A 16,386-nucleotide genomic window follows, 5' to 3' on the forward strand; every position below is an offset into this window, starting at 1 on the left:
GGAGCACGCCAACACCGTCGAGCTGCAGCAGCGCTGCCTGAAGATCTGCGAAATCGGCGCCCAGATGCGCCTGCTCTACACCACCGCGCTCTACCACGACTACGTCGCGCAGGAAATTCCCCTGCCCGAACTGGACATGGCCGCCTGAGGGCGGCACCGCATTGGCATTGAYGGCCCCGCCCGGGGCCCGACCGGATAGAGGCCTGGACATCATGGCAGTGGCAAAGACAGACGAATTCAACAACTACATCAATGGCGAGTGGTCGAAGAGCGCCAGCGGGCGCATCTTCGACAACGTCAACCCGGCGGATACCGCCGACATCGTGGGCCGTTTCCAGGCCTCGACGGCGCAAGACGCGCAGGCCGCCGTGGCCGCCGCAGCCGCCGCGTTCGATGCGTGGAAGAAGACCCCGGTCACCAGGCGCGCCAGGATCCTCAACGGCGCCGCCGATTACCTGGAAGCGAATGCCGACCAGATCGCCGAGGAACTCACGCGCGAGGAGGGCAAGGCGCTCAACCTGAGCAAGGACGAGGTCCTGCGCTCAGCGCAGACCATCCGTTTCTATGCCGTGGAAGGGCAGTCGTTCTCCGGCGAGACCTATCCTCAGGACGATCCCGACATGATCGTCTACAGCCAGCGCGAGCCGCTGGGCGTGGTGACGGTGATCTCGCCGTGGAACTTCCCGGTATCGATTCCGGCGCGCAAGATCGCCCCGGCGCTGATCGCCGGCAACACGGTGGTGTTCAAGCCTTCGTCGGATGCGCCGCTGAGCGGCTACCGGCTGGCGCAGGCGTTTGTGGAAGCCGGCATTCCCAAGGGCGTGCTCAACTTCATCACCGGCCGTGCCGGCGACGTGGGCGCGGCGATCACCGAAGCGCCGGCCGTGCGCGCGATTTCCTTTACCGGTTCCACCGCCGCGGGCCAGCACATCCATCGCTCGGTGTCGCTGAGCACGCGCACGCAGATGGAACTCGGCGGCAAGAACCCGCTGATCGTGATGGAAGACGCCGACCTGGACCGCGCGGTGGATCTCACCATCAAGGGTGGACTGTCGCTGAGCGGCCAGGCTTGCACGGGCACCAGCCGCGTGCTGGTGATGGCATCGGTCAAGGCAGCCTTCACGGAGAAGCTCCTCGCCAAGGTGAAGACGCTGAAGATCGGCAGCGGCATGACGCCCGGCATGGACGTCGGCCCGCTCGCCACGCGCAAGCAGCTGGAAACCGTGCTCGGGTACGTGGAGACGGGCAAGGCGGAGGCCACGCACCTTTGCGGCGGAGAGCGCCTGGGCGGCGAGCAATACGAGACGGGCTTCTATGTCTCGCCGGCGATCTTCACCGACGTCACGCAGCAGATGCGCATTGCCCGCGAGGAAATCTTCGGGCCGGTGATCGCCATCATCGAGGTCAGCAGCTATGCCGACGCCATCGCCAAGGCCAACGACACCGAATACGGCTTGTCGGCCGCCATCGTGACCAGCAACCCGCGCTATGCGCATGACTTCGCCAACGACATCCAGTCGGGCACGGTCAAGATCAATCGCACCACCACCGGCAACCTGATCAACGCGCCGTTCGGCGGGCTCAAGCAATCCAGCACCTCCACGTTCCGCGAGTCGGGCCGGGCAGGGCTGGAGTTCTACACGCAGATCAAGACGGTCTACCGCGGCTGCTGAGCCCGTGTGGACCAGTCCAGTCAATAGGCACTAACGCATCAAGCAGGAGCAGGACATGAGAAAAGCCATCAAGCTGGAACTGAAGGAAGCCCGTCACATGGTGGCGGCAGCCATCCGCAAGTCCGAGGAAATCGGCGTGCTGGAATCGATCTGCGTGGTCGACGACGGCGGCTACCCGCTGGCGCTGGAGCGCATGGACGGCGCGCGCATCACCGGCCCGCAGATCGCCTGGAACAAGGCCTTCACGGCTGCCGGCCACAAGCGCTCGACCCACCTGTTCAACCAGGCGCCCAACGGCCCCGCGCTGCCGGGCAATGAAGCCTTTGGCATCCAGTGGAGCTTCGAAGGCAAGTTCGCCGTGTTCGTGGGCGGCTTCCCGATCGTGGTGAACGGCGAAGTGATCGGCGGCATCGGCCTGAGCGGCGGCAACGGCGAGCAGGACACCGCCTGCGGCGTGGCCGCGCTGCAGGCCCTGCAGGAACTGCTGGCCGGCGACGACCTGAAGGTGCTGGTCGAAGCCGATATCAAGAAGTAAGCAATCAGCGCCAGGACCGGCCCGCGGTGCCATGCCGTGGGCCGGTGCTTGACAGCCCCCGTTCTTCACGTATTCCGAGTCAGCCATGTCTTACCGCATCCATCTCATCGAGTCCCAGCAGTCGTTTGAAGTCGGTGCCGACGAATCGGTGCTGGATGGCGCCCTGCGCGCCAATGTGCCGATGGCGCACGATTGCCGCTTTGGCGGCTGCGCCACGTGCCGCGTCAGGCTGGTGGAAGGCACGGTGGCCTATGACGAGTACCCCATGGGCCTGACCCCGGAAGACGAGGCCGAGGGCTTCGCGCTGGCGTGCCAGGCGCGGCCCGCCAGCGACCTGGTGATCAGCACCGCGCGGCCGGGCGAGCCATGCGCCGAGCCCGCGCGGCACACTGCCGTGATCCGACACATCGCGCCGCTTAGTGCCGACGTGGTGCACCTGACGCTCGATTTGCCGCAGGCGGAAACGCTCGACTACCGCCCGGGCCAGTACCTGAAGATCTTCACCGGCGACGGCATCGCGCGCAGCTTCTCGATGGCGTCGGCGCCCAGGGACCGCACTGTCGACCTGCACGTGCGCCGCATCCCGGGCGGCTACTTTACCGAGCGCCTGCTCGCGGACCTGCGCTCCGACGACCGGCTCGACGTGGAGCTGCCGCTAGGCGGTTTCTACTTCCGCAAGGACGACTATCGTCCGCTCGTCATGGTGGCCACCGGCACCGGCCTGGCGCCGATCAAGAGCATCCTCGAATCCCTGATGGACGATCCGGATTGCCCGCCGGTTACGCTGTACTGGGGCATGCGAACTGCCGCCGACCTGTACATGCATGAGGAGATCCAGCAATGGGGCGCGCGTCTCTACGATTTCCAGTACGTGCCGGTGCTGTCGCGCGCCGATGACGCGTGGAGCGGCCGGCGCGGCCATGTGCAGCACGCCGTCGCCGCCGACCTGTCGGACTTGTCCGAGCACGCGATCTACCTGTGCGGCTCGCCCGACATGATCCGCGATGCGCGCGAGACCTTCCTCGGGCTCGGTGCCAGCGGCGCGCATATCTACGCCGACAGCTTCACCTTCCAACGCAGTTGACGCGAGGCGCGCGGCACGTCTGCAGCGCTGCGCATGCGGCGACACCCGTTGAACGTTGGTCGGCCGCTCAGGCCCGCAGCGCGGTCTCGATGGCTTGGTCGAGATGCTCCATGCCGAAGGTCACGTCCTGTATCACGCCATTGACGAAGAATCCCGGCGTGCCGCGCACATGGCTGGCGAGGCCGCTCTGCTGGTGTTCGCGCACGCGCTGCAGGTAGGTGTGGGCCTTCATGTCGTAGTCGTAGCGCTCCATGTCCAGTTCCAGCGCGGCGGCGTACTGCCGCAATGCCGCCGGCTTGAGCCCGTGATGCTGCTCGAACATTTGCTGGTACATCGGCCAGAACTTGTGCTGGGCCCCGGCCGCCTCGGCTGCCTCGGCGGCACCCTCGGCCAGCGGGTGCCAGGCGGTCAGCGGGAAATGGCGATACACAAAGCGCACGCGGTCGTGGTAACGGCTGAGCAGGATCTTCACGCCGCCATAGGCCAGGTGGCAGTACTGGCATTCGAAGTCGCCATACTCGACCACGGTGACACGGGCGCCTTGGCGCCCCAGGACATGATCGGTGTGGCCAACGGGAGTCGACAGCATGACATCCTCCTTGCGGGATTGGCGTATCGGGTCTTTGCCGCCTGGGCGGCGTTGCCTCGCGTCCGCTGGACGCTTCAAGGGAAGAACAGCTTGTCGATATAGCACCATCGCCAGGATTCGCCCGGCTCGAACGACTGTATCACCGGATGCGCGGTGGCGAGGAAATGCCGGGCGGCATGCTTGTTGGGAGAGTCGTCGCAGCAGCCGACATGGCCGCAGCACAGGCACAGGCGCAAATGCACCCACTCGTCGCCAGTGCGCAGGCATTCCTCGCAGCCCATCGCGCTCGGTGTGACAGAGTGGCTCAGCGCAAGATGCGGACACGCCGTTGTCATCGCGAATCTCCCTCCTTGATGCAGTCCCGGCAGTCCCGGCAGACCTGTGCCCTGCGGCACGCGGACAGGCCAGGGTCTTTCATTGTAGGCGGCGCGAATGCGAAGGGAAGGGCGGTTGCCATCGCGCGCGCTGGCTTCGCCTAGACTGAATCGGATGGGGTGCCTCCATGCGGGCGCGCTCCGTGCCGGCGACGATCGGAGCCGGCTTGTTTCCCTGCGAGCGCCTTCGGGCGCTTGCGCCTTTCCTACAGGAGCCTTGTCATGACTTGCAAGATTCAGGTGGTCTTCTACAGCATGTACGGACACGTATACAAGATGGCCGAAGCCGTAGCGGCGGGCGCGCGCGAAGTCGGCGGCGCCGAGGTGGCGCTGCTGCAAGTACCGGAACTGGTGCCCGACGCCGTGCTCGAGAAAAGTGGCGCAAAGGCTGCCCGCGCGGCCTTTGCCCATGTGCCGATGGCCGTGCCGGAAAAGCTGGCGGATGCCGATGCCATCCTGTTCGGCACACCCACGCGCTTTGGCAATATGTGCGCGCAGATGCGTAATTTTCTCGACCAGACCGGCGGGCTGTGGATGAGCGGCGGGCTGGTGGGCAAGGTCGGGAGTGTCTTTACCAGCACCGCGTCCCAGCATGGCGGACAGGAAACCACCATCACCAGCTTTCACACCACGCTGCTGCACCAGGGCATGGTGATTGTCGGCGTTCCGTATGCCGAGGCGCGCCTGCTGGACATGAGCCAGATCACCGGCGGTACGCCTTACGGGGCGTCCACCCTGACCGCCGCCGATGGCTCGCGCCAGCCCAGCGAGAACGAGCTGGCGATTGCCCGTTACCAGGGGCGGCACGTAGCGGGCATCGCGGCGAAGCTGGTAGCGCGCTAGCGGCTATCGGTCACATTGGAGGCGTTTGGCTCGAGCGCCTGGCTTCGGGAAACGCCCCCAACGGAAATATAAGGCGGGCAACAGGGCAAGAGTATGCGAAGATGAAGGCACAGCGGCGCGGCGAATGCGCGCGCCCGGCTGTGTCTGGACCGGGTCGTCAGTCGCGCCATACTATTTTTCGCATGTGGCCTTGCGCCGGATTCAGTGCTTCCTCGCAGCATGTTGCCGCTCCCGCGCCCCCTGGGCCGTCGGCGGCTGTCATGCCAGTCACGCTCTCAGCGCTTCTCTTGCCGCAGCGAATCCGTCGTGCCTGCGTGGTTGCGTACGACCTTCCGATTTCATCCCGGGTAGTTTCCGGACGCTCAATTCCCGCTTGCTTCAACCCGGTGGCCTGACGGTGCCAATGTCCGATCGCGTGATGGCCGGCAAGCGTCAAGCTTGCCGGCCAGCCGTTTTTAAAGGGGGCGATCCCGTCCCCGGATCCCACGTTGGCAACCAAGGCGCGCATGTATTCCGTTCTAGGCCGTACGTTCGAGTATTCCCCCACGCCATCGCCATGGCACGATACGGCACCCGTGCGGGAGGAATTGTTCGGCATCGAGCGGCTGGAGCAGCATGCGCAAAGCCTTGCCGCGGCCCAGCCGGTCACGGCCAGGCCACCGCGCGTGCGGCCCCTGCGCAGCCGGCTCAATGACAATGCCGAGGTCCTGCTTGCGGCCTACCAGGCGAGCGCGGCGGAACTGGAGAGCGGCAGGGCCGTGGTGCCCGCTGCCGAATGGCTGCTCGACAACTATCACCTGGTGGAAGCGCAGATCCGCGAGATCCGCGATGACCTGCCGCCTGGCTACTATCGCCAATTGCCCAAGCTTGCCGAGGGCCCCTTCGCTGGCTATCCACGCGTGTTCGGCCTTGCCTGGGCCTTCGTCGCGCATACCGACAGCCATATCGACCCGGACATCCTGCGTCGGTTCATCGCCGCCTACCAGCGTGTGCAGCCCCTGACCATCGGCGAGTTGTGGGCGGTGGCCATCACGCTGCGTATCGTGCTGATCGAGAACCTGCGGCGGCTGGCGGACCAGATTACCGCCGGACGCAGCGCGCGCGCGGATGCGGACGGCCTTTCGAAGCAGCTCCTCAAGTCGGGTTGCGCCCGCTCGGCGCTCGATACGGATATCGCCTCGCGCGCGGTGGCGCCTTTGTCGGAGCTGTTTGCCGCGCAGCTGGCGAAGCGTCTCAGGGACCAGGATCCACGGACCACGCCAACGCTTGGCTGGCTGGAAGAGCGGCTCGGCCTGCAAGGCGCATCGATCGACGACGTGGTGCGGCACGCCCAGCAGCGCCAGGGCGCATCGAACGTCACCGTGCGCAATGTCATTACCAGCATGCGCCTGATTTCCGATATCGACTGGGCCGAGCTGTTCGAGAGCGTGAGCCTGGTCGACGAGCGGCTGCGCGCGGGCAGCGGTTATGCCGCGATGGATTTCCCTACCCGCAATCTCTATCGCAGCRCCATCGAGCAGCTTGCCAGGGGATCGCCGGCTTCGGAACTCGAGATCGCCGATCTCGCGCTGGCCACCGCGCGCGCCGAGTCTGCCGGCATCGCCGATGCGGCTCAGGCGGAGCGCATCGGGGATCCGGGATATCACCTGATCGCGCAAGGGCGGCGCGCATTTGAGGCGTTGATCGGTTTTCGTCCCCCGGCACGGTTGCGGTTCAGCCGCATCCATATCGCGCTTGGCATCGGCGGTTATGCGGGCGCCATCCTGCTTGTCACCATCGGTTTGCTCGCCAGTTCACTCTGGTTGCTCGCCGCTGCTGCGATCCCGGCGTTCCCGGGCGGCTGGCTTGCGCTGCTCGGCCTGTTCGGCTTCGTGCCGGCCAGCGAGGTGGCCACGGTGCTGGTCAATCGCGGCATCGCCTGGGCCTTTGGCGCCTCCATCCTGCCTGGTCTTGAGTTGACCGAAGGCGTGCCGCGGTCGCTGCGCACGCTGGTCGCCGTCCCCACGCTGCTATCCGGCGAAGCCAGCCTGCGCGAGCAGATCGAGCGGCTCGAAGTGCATCACCTCGCTGGCGCCGGTGGCGACCTGACCTTTGCGCTGCTGACCGATGGCACCGATGCGGGTGACGAGGTCATGCCGGGCGATGCGCCGCTGCTGGCCGTGGCCGCGGAGGCCATCGGCGAGCTGAATCGCCGCTATGGGCCAGGCCCCGCCGGCTGCCGCTTCCTGCTGCTGCATCGGCACCGCGTCTTCAATACAGGCGAAGGCGTGTGGATGGGCTGGGAGCGCAAGCGCGGCAAGCTCCATGAACTCAACCGGCTGCTGCGCGGCGCCACGGACACCAGCTTTGTTTCCGTTGACGGCCAGTCGCCGCAGGTACCGCCCGACGTACGCTACGTGATCACCCTCGACGCCGACACGCGCTTGCCGCGTGACGCTGCGCTCCGGCTGATCGGCAAGATGGCCCATCCGCTGAACCGGCCACGGTTCGATGAAACGCTGCAGCGGGTCACAGGCGGCTACGCCATCCTGCAGCCGCGCGTCACGCCTTCGCTGCCGGTTGGCAGCGAAGGTTCGCTATACCAGCGCATATTCTCGGCGCCTGGCGGTATCGATCCCTATGCGGCTGCCGCTTCGGACGTCTATCAGGACATCTTTGGAGAAGGTTCGTACACCGGCAAGGGCATCTATGACGTCGACGCCTTCGAGGCCGCGCTGCGCGGCCGCGTTCCGGAGAATGCGGTGCTCAGCCATGATCTCTTCGAGGGTACGTTCGCACGCGCCGGCCTGGCCTCGGACATCGAGGTCATCGAGGATTTCCCTTCGCGTTATGACGTTGCGGCCAAGCGCCAGCATCGCTGGACGCGCGGCGACTGGCAGCTGCTCGACTGGATTTTCCTGGGGCGCACGGGCAGCGCGGCCGTGCCGATGCTGGGCCGCTGGAAGATGCTGGACAACCTGCGGCGCTCCCTGCTGGCGCCTTCGCTGCTGCTGGGCTTTGCCGCGTGCTGGCTGCTGCCGCCGAGCGCCGCCTTGCGCGGCACGCTGCTCATGCTTGCGGCCATGGTCATTCCCGTTTTCTTTCCCGGTTTGTTTTCCGTGATTCCCCATCGCGCGGGCATCAGGCTGCGCAATCACCTCGGGATGCTGGCCGGCGACCTGCGCGGCGCCGCTACGCAGGTCCTGCTGACGCTTGCGTTCCTGCCTGACGTGGCCTGGCGGATGGCCGATGCCATCGCGAGGACGGCGGTGCGGCTGTGCTTTACGCGTCGCCAACTGCTGGAATGGACCACGGCCGCCCAGTCGATGACCAGTCCCCGGCTCGACCTGGCCGGCTCTTACCGGCAGATGGCGGGCGGAGTAGCGCTGGCGCTGGCGACGATTGCCGTCACGCTTGCCTTCGCGCCTGCTTCCTGGCCGCTTGCGGTGCCCCTTGGACTGTTCTGGCTGGCGGCGCCCGCGCTGGCGCTGTGGTCAAGCCGGGCCCCGAAGGTGGCAAGGCGGCTGTCGGTGTCCGACGCGGATACGCGCGAGCTGCGCCTGACCGCGCGCCGCACCTGGCGCTACTTCGAGACCATGGTGACGCCGGCGGACAATATGCTGCCGCCCGACAATTTCCAGGAGCAACCAAGACCGGTGATCGCGCACCGGACCTCGCCCACCAATATCGGCCTGTACCTGCTCTCCGCGATTGCGGCGCGCGACTTTGGCTGGAGCGGAACCGCGGCGACGGTCGAGCGGCTGGAAGCGGCATTCGCCGCCATGCGCAAGTTGCCGCGCTCCCATGGCCACTTCTATAACTGGTATGGAACGCAGGATCTGCGCGCGCTGACGCCTGCCTATGTCTCCTCGGTCGACAGCGGCAATCTGGCTGGCCACCTGATTGCGCTGGCCAACGCCTGCGAAGAATGGACCGATGCCGCGGTGGCGACGGATTTCCGGCTGGGCATGATGGACACCGTCAGGCTGGCGCGCGAGGCCATTGCCGGCCTGGCCATTGCGGGCAGCGAACGCGCCGGCAAGCTCGGTGAACTGCTCGAACAGATTGAAACCCAGCTCGACGGCACGCAGGCCATGGCGATGCTGATGCCCGCGCTCAAGCGGCTGACCGAAAAAGCCGCCGCAATCGCCCGCGACATCCTGCCCGCGACGGGCGATGACAGTCACGGGGACCTGGCGTTCTGGGTGGAGGCCCTGCGCAAGACCGTGGCCGAACATGAACAAGACCGGGTGCGGGGGATCGAATCGCCGGACTGGCTCTGCATGCGCCTCAACGCGCTGGCCGAGTCGGCGCGCGAGATGGCGCTGGGGATGGACTTCGCATTTCTCATCGACCAGGAGCGCAAGCTGCTGTCGATCGGCTATTCGCAGGACGACAACCGTCTCGACGGCAGTTGCTATGACCTGCTCGCGTCGGAGGCGCGGCTTGCCAGCCTGTTTGCCATCGCCAAGGGCGATGTCTCCACGCGCCACTGGTTCCGCCTTGGCCGTACGGCGACCCCGCTTGGCAACGGATCGGCGCTGATTTCGTGGTCCGGGTCCATGTTCGAGTACCTGATGCCGTCGCTGGTCATGCGCGCGCCGGCAGGCAGCCTGCTCGAGCAGACCAACCGGCTGGTGGTGGAACGCCAGCAGGCCTACGGCCGCTCGCTGGGCGTGCCATGGGGCGTGTCCGAATCGGCATACAACGCCCGCGATCTGGAGTTCACTTACCAGTACTCCAACTTTGGCGTGCCTGGCCTTGGCTTGAAACGTGGGCTTTCCGAGAATGTCGTGATTGCCCCGTATGCGACCGGTCTCGCGACCATGGTGGATCCGCAGGGCGCGCAGCAGAACTACGCCCGCCTCGCGCAGATAGGGGCGCAAGGACGCTACGGCTTTTACGAAGCCGTGGACTTCACCCGCTCCCGGCTGCCTGAAGACGAGGCGTTCGCCATCATCCGCAGCTACATGGCCCATCACCAGGGCATGACCATCGTTGCCATCGCCAATACGCTGCACGGCGGGCAGATGCGCGAGCGCTTCCATCGCGAGCCGATGATCCAGGCCACCGAGCTGCTGCTGCAGGAGCGCATGCCGCGCAATGTCGCCATCGCGCATCCACGCGCCGAAGAGGTCAAGGCTTCCACGGTGGAAGCCGGCAACGAGGACTCCTCGGTGCGCAGGCTATCGGGGGCACCGGCTGGCGCGCCTGTCACGCATCTGCTGTCGAACGGGCGCTACGCGGTGATGCTGACCGCGGCCGGCGCGGGCTACAGCCGCTGGCGCGATCTTGCCGTGACGCGCTGGCGTGAGGACGCAACCCGCGATGACGCTGGCAGCTTTATCTTCCTGCGCGACACGCATAGCCGGCACGTCTGGCCGGCCGGGGCGCAGCTCGCCGGCGGGGAGGCGGACGATGGCGAGCAGGGCGGTGAAGTGGCCTTCGCGGAAGACCACGCGGAGTTCGTCCGCCGGGATGGCAGCCTGACCACTACGCTCTCCATCCTGGTGTCGGGAGAGGACGACGGGGAAGTCCGGCGTGTCTCGCTGGCCAATAGCGGACGCCGCGTCCGCGAGATCGAGTTGACTTCCTATGCGGAGCTGGTCTTGACCATGCCGGCCGCGGACGTTGCGCATCCGGCCTTTTCCAAGCTGTTTATCCAGACCGAATACCTGGCCGAGTTCGGTGCGCTCGTTGCCACGCGCCGTCCGCGCTCACCCACGGAGACAGGGATCTGGGCCGCGCATTTCACGGTCGTCGAAGGCGACGTGGTTGCCGATCTCCAGTACGAGACCGACCGGGCACGCTTTCTCGAACAGGGGCGCGCCGGCAGGATCGCGGACGGCATCCGGCATGGCCGTGCGCTCTCGGACACCACCGGCACGGTGCTCGACGCGATCTTTTCGCTCCGGCAGCGCGTGCGGATCGCGCCGGGCGGCGTCGCCCGGATTGCCTTCTGGACGCTGGTGGCGCCGTCGCGCGCCGAGTTGCTGGACCTGATCGACAAGCATCATGACCGCAGCGCGTTCGAGCGGGCCAAGACCCTGGCCTGGACGCAGGCCCAGGTTCAGCTGCGCCATCTCGAGGTCAAGGCCGACGAAGCGGCGGATTTCCAGCGCCTGGCGGCGCCGATCCTCTACGCTGATCGCCGTTTTCGCACTCCCTCGGAGGCAATTGCCCAAGGGGCCGGGCCGCAGTCGGGGCTCTGGCCGCACGCCATTTCCGGCGACTTGCCGATCGTGCTGCTGCGTATCGACGAGATCGACGATATGGCCCAGGTTCGCCAGCTGCTGCGCGCGCATGAATACTGGCGCATGAAGCGGCTTGCCGTCGACCTGGTCATCGTCAATGAACGCGCCTCTTCCTACATCCAGGATCTGCAGATCGCCATCGAGACGGCGGTGCGCAGCAGTCAGTCGCGGCCACGCTTTGGCGACGAACTGTCCCAGGGCTCGGTCTATGCGCTGCGCGCGGACCTGATGGGCGTGGAGGCGCGTGCCTTGCTCCTGTCAGTCGCCCGCGTCATGCTGGCCGCGCGCCGGGGGCCCATTGCCGAGCAGCTCGCCCGGCTGCCGCAGGGGCCGGCGGGCGCCGTGCCGGCACGCCGCCGCCAGTCCTCGCGTGCGTCGCCAGCACAGGCGCAGGCCACGGCGGACCTCGAATTCTTCAATGGCCTGGGCGGTTTCGACAAGGACGGACGCGAGTATGTGATCGTGCTCGACGGCACAGGCTCGACACCCGCGCCGTGGATCAATGTCGTCGCCAATCCCGGCTTTGGCTTCCATGCCTCGGCGCAGGGCAGCGGCTACACCTGGGCGGAGAACAGCCGCGAGAACCAGTTGACGCCATGGTCCAACGACCCGGTGCTGGATCCGGCCGGCGAGGCGATCTACGTCCGCGACGAAGACAGCCTGGAGGTCTGGAGTCCGACCGCGCAGCCTATCCGCGACGGCGGCACCTACACGGCCCGCCACGGCCACGGCTACAGCCGCTTTGCGCACCAGGCCAACGGCATTGCGCTTGACCTGCTGCAGTTCGTGCCGCTCGAAGACCCGGTCAAGATCTCGCGCCTGACCCTGAGCAACCTGTCCGCCGGACGGCGCCGGCTTTCCGTCACCGCTTACGTGGAGTGGGTACTTGGTACCGCCCGCGGCGCGTCGGGTCCGTTTATCGTGACCGGGCTCGACGAGGCCACCAACGCGTTGCTGGCGCGCAATCCCTGGAGCACCGCCTTCTCCGGCCGTGTCGCCTTTGCCGATCTCAGCGGCAGGCAGACAGCCTGGACCGCCGACCGGACCGAATTCCTTGGCCACAATGGCAGCGCCGAGGCGCCCGCGGCGCTGTTTGGCGGCACGCCTTTGTCCGGTGCGGTGGGCGCGGGCTTCGATCCTTGCGCGGCAATGCAGTGCTTCGTGGAGCTTGCTCCTGGTGAGACGCTCGAAGTCGTCGCCTTGCTCGGGGAGTGCGGCTCGATTGAAGAGGCAAGGGCGCTGGTGCTGCGCTATCGCGCCGCCGATCTCGACGCGGTGCTCGATGCCGTGACGGGGCACTGGGATACCCTGCTCGGTGCGGTCCAGGTCAAGACACCGGATCGTGCGATGGACATCATGCTCAATGGCTGGCTGCTATATCAGACCCTTGCCTGCCGCATCTGGGCGCGCGCGGCCTTCTATCAGGCAAGCGGCGCCTATGGTTTTCGCGATCAGCTGCAGGACAACATGGCGCTCACCTTTGCCAGGCCGGCGGCAACGCGGCAGCATCTGCTGCGAGCAGCGGCGCGGCAGTTTGCCGAGGGCGATGTCCAGCACTGGTGGCTGCCGCACACCGGGCAGGGCGTGCGAACCCGGATTTCCGACGATTGCGTCTGGCTGGCGTTTGCCACGGCGACCTACATTACCTGCTCAGGCGATGCGGCGGTGCTGGAGGAGCAGGTGCCTTTTCTCGAAGGGCCGGTACTGGGAGCCGATGAGCATGACGCCTTCTTCCAGCCACTGACCGCGCACGCATCGGCCACGCTGTTCGAGCACTGCGCCCGGGGCATCGAGCGATGCCTGACGCTGGCCGGGGAACATGGGCTGCCGCTGATCGGCGGCGGGGACTGGAACGATGGCATGAACCGGGTCGGGGCCGGCGGCAAGGGTGAAAGCGTATGGCTTGGCTGGTTGCTGGCGCGCACCCTTGCGCTCTTCGCGCCGCTGGCCGTTACGCGCGATACCGCTCGCGCCGCACACTGGCGCGCACGCGCGGCGGCGCTCGGCGAGGCGCTGGAGCGCCATGGCTGGGACGGCGACTGGTATCGCCGCGCCACCTTCGATGACGGCAACTGGCTGGGCGCGAAGTCAAGCCCGGCTTGCCGGATCGACGCTATTGCCCAGTCGTGGGCCGTGCTGTCGGGCGTGGGAGATCCCGCGCGCGCCGCGACGGCGATGGCGTCGATGGCGCAGTATCTGGTGCGCCGCGGCGAGGGGCTGGCGCTGCTGTTTACGCCGCCTTTCGATGGCGCGGCGCTCGATCCCGGCTACATCGAGGCCTATCCGCCCGGCGTGCGCGAGAACGGCGGGCAGTACAGCCATGCCGCGATGTGGTCGGTGCTCGCATTCGCCAGGCTCGGCGCCGGCGCAAAAGCCGTCGAGCTGTTTTCCATGCTCAACCCGATCAACCACGCCAGCACGGCTGCGGGTGTCGAGCGCTATAAGGTCGAGCCCTATGTGGTCGCGGCCGACGTTTATTCCGTCGCGCCCCACAGCGGGCGCGGCGGGTGGACCTGGTACACCGGCGCGGCCGGATGGATGTATCGCGCAGGGGTGGAGGGCATCCTGGGCATCCGCCGCGAGGCGGCCTGGCTGATTGTGCAGCCGAGTATCCCGGCGGCGTGGCCGGGGTTTGAGGCCACCATCAGCCTGGGTGCCTGCCACTACGATATCYGGGTGCAGACGCTCGCGCCTGGTGCCGATGGCGAGCATGCCGTCCTGGACGGGCTGGCGGTTCGCTGCGACGAAGGTTCGGTACGCGTGCCGCTCGATGACGGCAGGCACAGACTGCTGTTATGCATCCGGCCCGAGGTGGAGGTGGAATAGGACGCATGCTTGGCATATCGCGCGGCCGCAAGCGTCTTTCCTCGATTCGCTTGACTCCTGAGCCAATGAGGCTATGATGCGTCGAATTGCTGCGATGCAGCAAAAGATGATGCCGCCCACGGAAATATCTTCGAAAGCGTTGAATCATCCTCAGGAGTTATTTCATGGCACATCCTTCCCAAGCTCAATTCTTCGGTTTCCAGCAAGCCAACCTGGACCTGTTCGTGGCGCTGGTCGGCCCCCTGGCACGTAGCGCGGAAAAAATCAGCGCACTGAACATGCAGACGGTCAAGGCAAGCCTTGCGAGCGGCAGCGATTTCGCGCGCGCAGCCAGCCAGCATCCCGTTGCCGGCGTCTCTGGCTTCAAGCCGGAACTGGCAAATGAGTTCGGCCAGAACATGAGCGCCTACGCCGGCCATCTGAATGAGATCCTCACCGCTACCGGCGCCGAGTTCGCGCAGGAAGCCCAGCGCCAGATGAGCGCCTACGCCGCACAGACGCAGGAAGCGTTCGCGTCGCTTGGCCAGAATATCCTGCCGAAAGCCAACGGCACGTCCACGGGTTCGGCCTGGTTCCCGGCCTTCGAAGCCGCCATCAAGCCCATGCGCGACGCGATGGTAGCCGCGCTGCCCGCAGTGGCCGCCAAGTAAGACGGCGCGCCGGGCACGCCCCGGCCGCAGTGCGGTACAAGGCAAGTGCTGAAAGAACCTGCGCCCCCGTGGCGCAGTTTTTTTGGGGTATCCGGATTTGGCTGTGTTTGAAGCCTCACAGCCGCCCGGATTCCAGTAGCGCGATCAACGTGTTTATGTCGGCCCCGTAGTTCTTCGGCGGCCCTGGCGATTCGTGTGGGTGCTCGGCCCTCGGCGTGCTCTTCCTTGGCATCAGAACCGCCTTGCCGAAGTACCCAGGCGGCAGGCCGTAGCCCATCACATCATCCGGTACGCCGTAGCCCGCCACTTCTTCCGCCATCGCCAAATCTGGCTCACGCCTGCGCTCGAATTTGGGCCGTGACAGCGTTCGCTTTTGCGCTCCCTCCGTGAACAGAATCTTGGCTCGCAGCGCCTCGAAGCTGTAGCCGCGCCCCAGCCGGTTCATGACGCGGATCAGGCTGTTCCAGCTCTCGGTGTAGGCGTTCGTCACCGGGTGCTCGAAGTAGTTGAGAATGAAGGGTTGCCAGTTCGTGAAGGCCCGAATCAGGTCGTGGAAGGCGTCCCGCACATCGGGCACCACAGCCGTGCTCCAAGCTTCATAGGCCGCGATTGCGGCCTGCGGGCTGCCTGACCCCTCATAGATGCCGTAGAACGCCTCCTTGAGCCTGTACGCGGCTCCCAGCTCGGGATAGTTCTTCGTCCAGCCGTCGAGAAGCAGCGCATCCTTGTCGTTCAGATCGCGCTCGCGCTTGAGTAGCACGAACCTGTCGTGCATCAGGCCCCGGCGCTGCTTCGGTGTCAGTTGCTCGCGCAGGCTCTTCCTGACCTTCTCCACGGCGTCGTTCGCCATGCGGACGACGTGGAACTTGTCGATGACGATCCGGGCATCCGGCAGCACGGCTTGGACGGCATCACGGTACGGCATCCACATGTCCATTGCCACGTACTGCACCTCTGACTTCCCTTGCAGGTTGTAGAGGTAGTTCACCACGGTTTTCTTGTCCCGGTTGGGGAGCATGTCAACGATGGTGTTGTTGCGGATGTTGCTGATGACGCAGCGCGGCTTGATGAGGTGGATTTCGTCCATGCCCATCCACTTCGGCGTCTCGAACCGGAACTCGTCTTCCAGTTCGTTGATGTAGTCGTGGAAGATGTTGCGGATGGTCTTCTCGTTCAGTCCGGTGTCGTCGGCGATGCTGGCGAACGTCCGCTTCAAGCTCTGCTGCCCGATCCAACGCACTAGCCGGTCGGTCATCTCGCGCTTGGCGTTGACGGCGGGCAGCGTCTCCATGAAGGTCTTACCGCAGGACTGGCACCGCCAGCGGCGGGTGTCCACATAGATCGCAAGCCGCTTGCCGTGGGTCGGCAGGTCGCGGACTACTTGCTCGTTGCGGCCGTGGCCGATCAGACGGTCAGAGCCGCAGGCCGTGCAGACGCCGGGAGGGTTCGAGACTTCGGCGTAGACGTGATAGTCGTACTCCGCTTCCTCGACCCGCTGCACCTTGAAGTCGGGGAGGTTCAGGATATTGGTGGGCATCGAACGCCACCAAGTAACCTCACCATCCTGCTGGCGTTGTCG

The 16,386-nt window shown here is 66.1% G+C and carries 9 protein-coding genes and 1 pseudogene; 7 read left to right on the forward strand and 3 right to left on the reverse strand.

Annotated elements, in window-relative coordinates; translation table 11 throughout:
* From AC1DQ3_RS26900 to AC1DQ3_RS26915, 4 genes and pseudogenes are all read left to right on the forward strand, one after another.
* A pseudogene (locus AC1DQ3_RS26900) lies at nucleotides 1–148 on the forward strand (TenA family transcriptional regulator); the annotation flags it as partial.
* Nucleotides 149–212: 64 nt separating this feature from the next.
* Complete coding sequence (locus tag AC1DQ3_RS26905; protein WP_477123203.1) at nucleotides 213–1,673, forward strand: aldehyde dehydrogenase family protein; 1,461 nt, start codon at nucleotides 213–215, stop codon at nucleotides 1,671–1,673.
* Between the two features lie 55 nt (nucleotides 1,674–1,728).
* Nucleotides 1,729–2,208 carry a GlcG/HbpS family heme-binding protein gene (locus AC1DQ3_RS26910; protein WP_441618940.1) on the forward strand — a complete coding sequence of 160 codons (480 nt, stop codon included), beginning with the start codon at nucleotides 1,729–1,731 and terminating at the stop codon, nucleotides 2,206–2,208.
* An 85-nt stretch (nucleotides 2,209–2,293) separates the two neighbouring features.
* Nucleotides 2,294–3,292 (forward strand): 2Fe-2S iron-sulfur cluster-binding protein, encoded by a 999-nt coding sequence (locus AC1DQ3_RS26915; RefSeq protein ID WP_477123204.1) that lies wholly within the window; start codon nucleotides 2,294–2,296, stop codon nucleotides 3,290–3,292.
* A gap of 67 nt (nucleotides 3,293–3,359) precedes the next feature.
* Here the strand turns inward: AC1DQ3_RS26915 and AC1DQ3_RS26920 are convergent, their stop codons facing one another.
* Together AC1DQ3_RS26920 and AC1DQ3_RS26925 are read right to left on the reverse strand one after the other, a co-directional pair.
* Entirely contained in the window at nucleotides 3,360–3,881 is a 522-nt protein-coding gene (locus AC1DQ3_RS26920; RefSeq protein ID WP_477123205.1) for a DsbA family protein, read from the reverse strand.
* A gap of 74 nt (nucleotides 3,882–3,955) precedes the next feature.
* Nucleotides 3,956–4,216 carry a UBP-type zinc finger domain-containing protein gene (locus AC1DQ3_RS26925; protein WP_477123206.1) on the reverse strand — a complete coding sequence of 87 codons (261 nt, stop codon included), beginning with the start codon at nucleotides 4,214–4,216 and terminating at the stop codon, nucleotides 3,956–3,958.
* A gap of 261 nt (nucleotides 4,217–4,477) precedes the next feature.
* Between AC1DQ3_RS26925 and wrbA the strand changes: the two genes are divergently transcribed.
* The 3 genes from wrbA to AC1DQ3_RS26940 all read left to right on the forward strand — a co-directional run bounded on the left by wrbA (nucleotide 4,478) and on the right by AC1DQ3_RS26940 (nucleotide 14,807).
* On the forward strand, nucleotides 4,478–5,098 hold the full coding sequence (gene wrbA / locus AC1DQ3_RS26930; protein WP_477123207.1) for an NAD(P)H:quinone oxidoreductase: 621 nt from the start codon (nucleotides 4,478–4,480) through the stop codon (nucleotides 5,096–5,098).
* A gap of 506 nt (nucleotides 5,099–5,604) precedes the next feature.
* The gene (locus tag AC1DQ3_RS26935) at nucleotides 5,605–14,157 is read left to right on the forward strand and encodes a GH36-type glycosyl hydrolase domain-containing protein (RefSeq protein ID WP_477123208.1); all 8,553 of its coding nucleotides are present in this window, start codon (nucleotides 5,605–5,607) and stop codon (nucleotides 14,155–14,157) included.
* Between the two features lie 164 nt (nucleotides 14,158–14,321).
* Entirely contained in the window at nucleotides 14,322–14,807 is a 486-nt protein-coding gene (locus AC1DQ3_RS26940; RefSeq protein WP_477123209.1) for a phasin family protein, read from the forward strand.
* 115 nt (nucleotides 14,808–14,922) lie between these two features.
* Here AC1DQ3_RS26940 and AC1DQ3_RS26945 read toward each other — a convergent pair whose 3' ends face one another.
* The gene (locus AC1DQ3_RS26945) at nucleotides 14,923–16,344 is read right to left on the reverse strand and encodes an ISL3 family transposase (protein WP_477123210.1); all 1,422 of its coding nucleotides are present in this window, start codon (nucleotides 16,342–16,344) and stop codon (nucleotides 14,923–14,925) included.
* Between the last annotated feature and the right edge of the window lie 42 nt (nucleotides 16,345–16,386).

The sequence above is a fragment of the Cupriavidus sp. 01T418 genome (assembly GCF_056398885.1).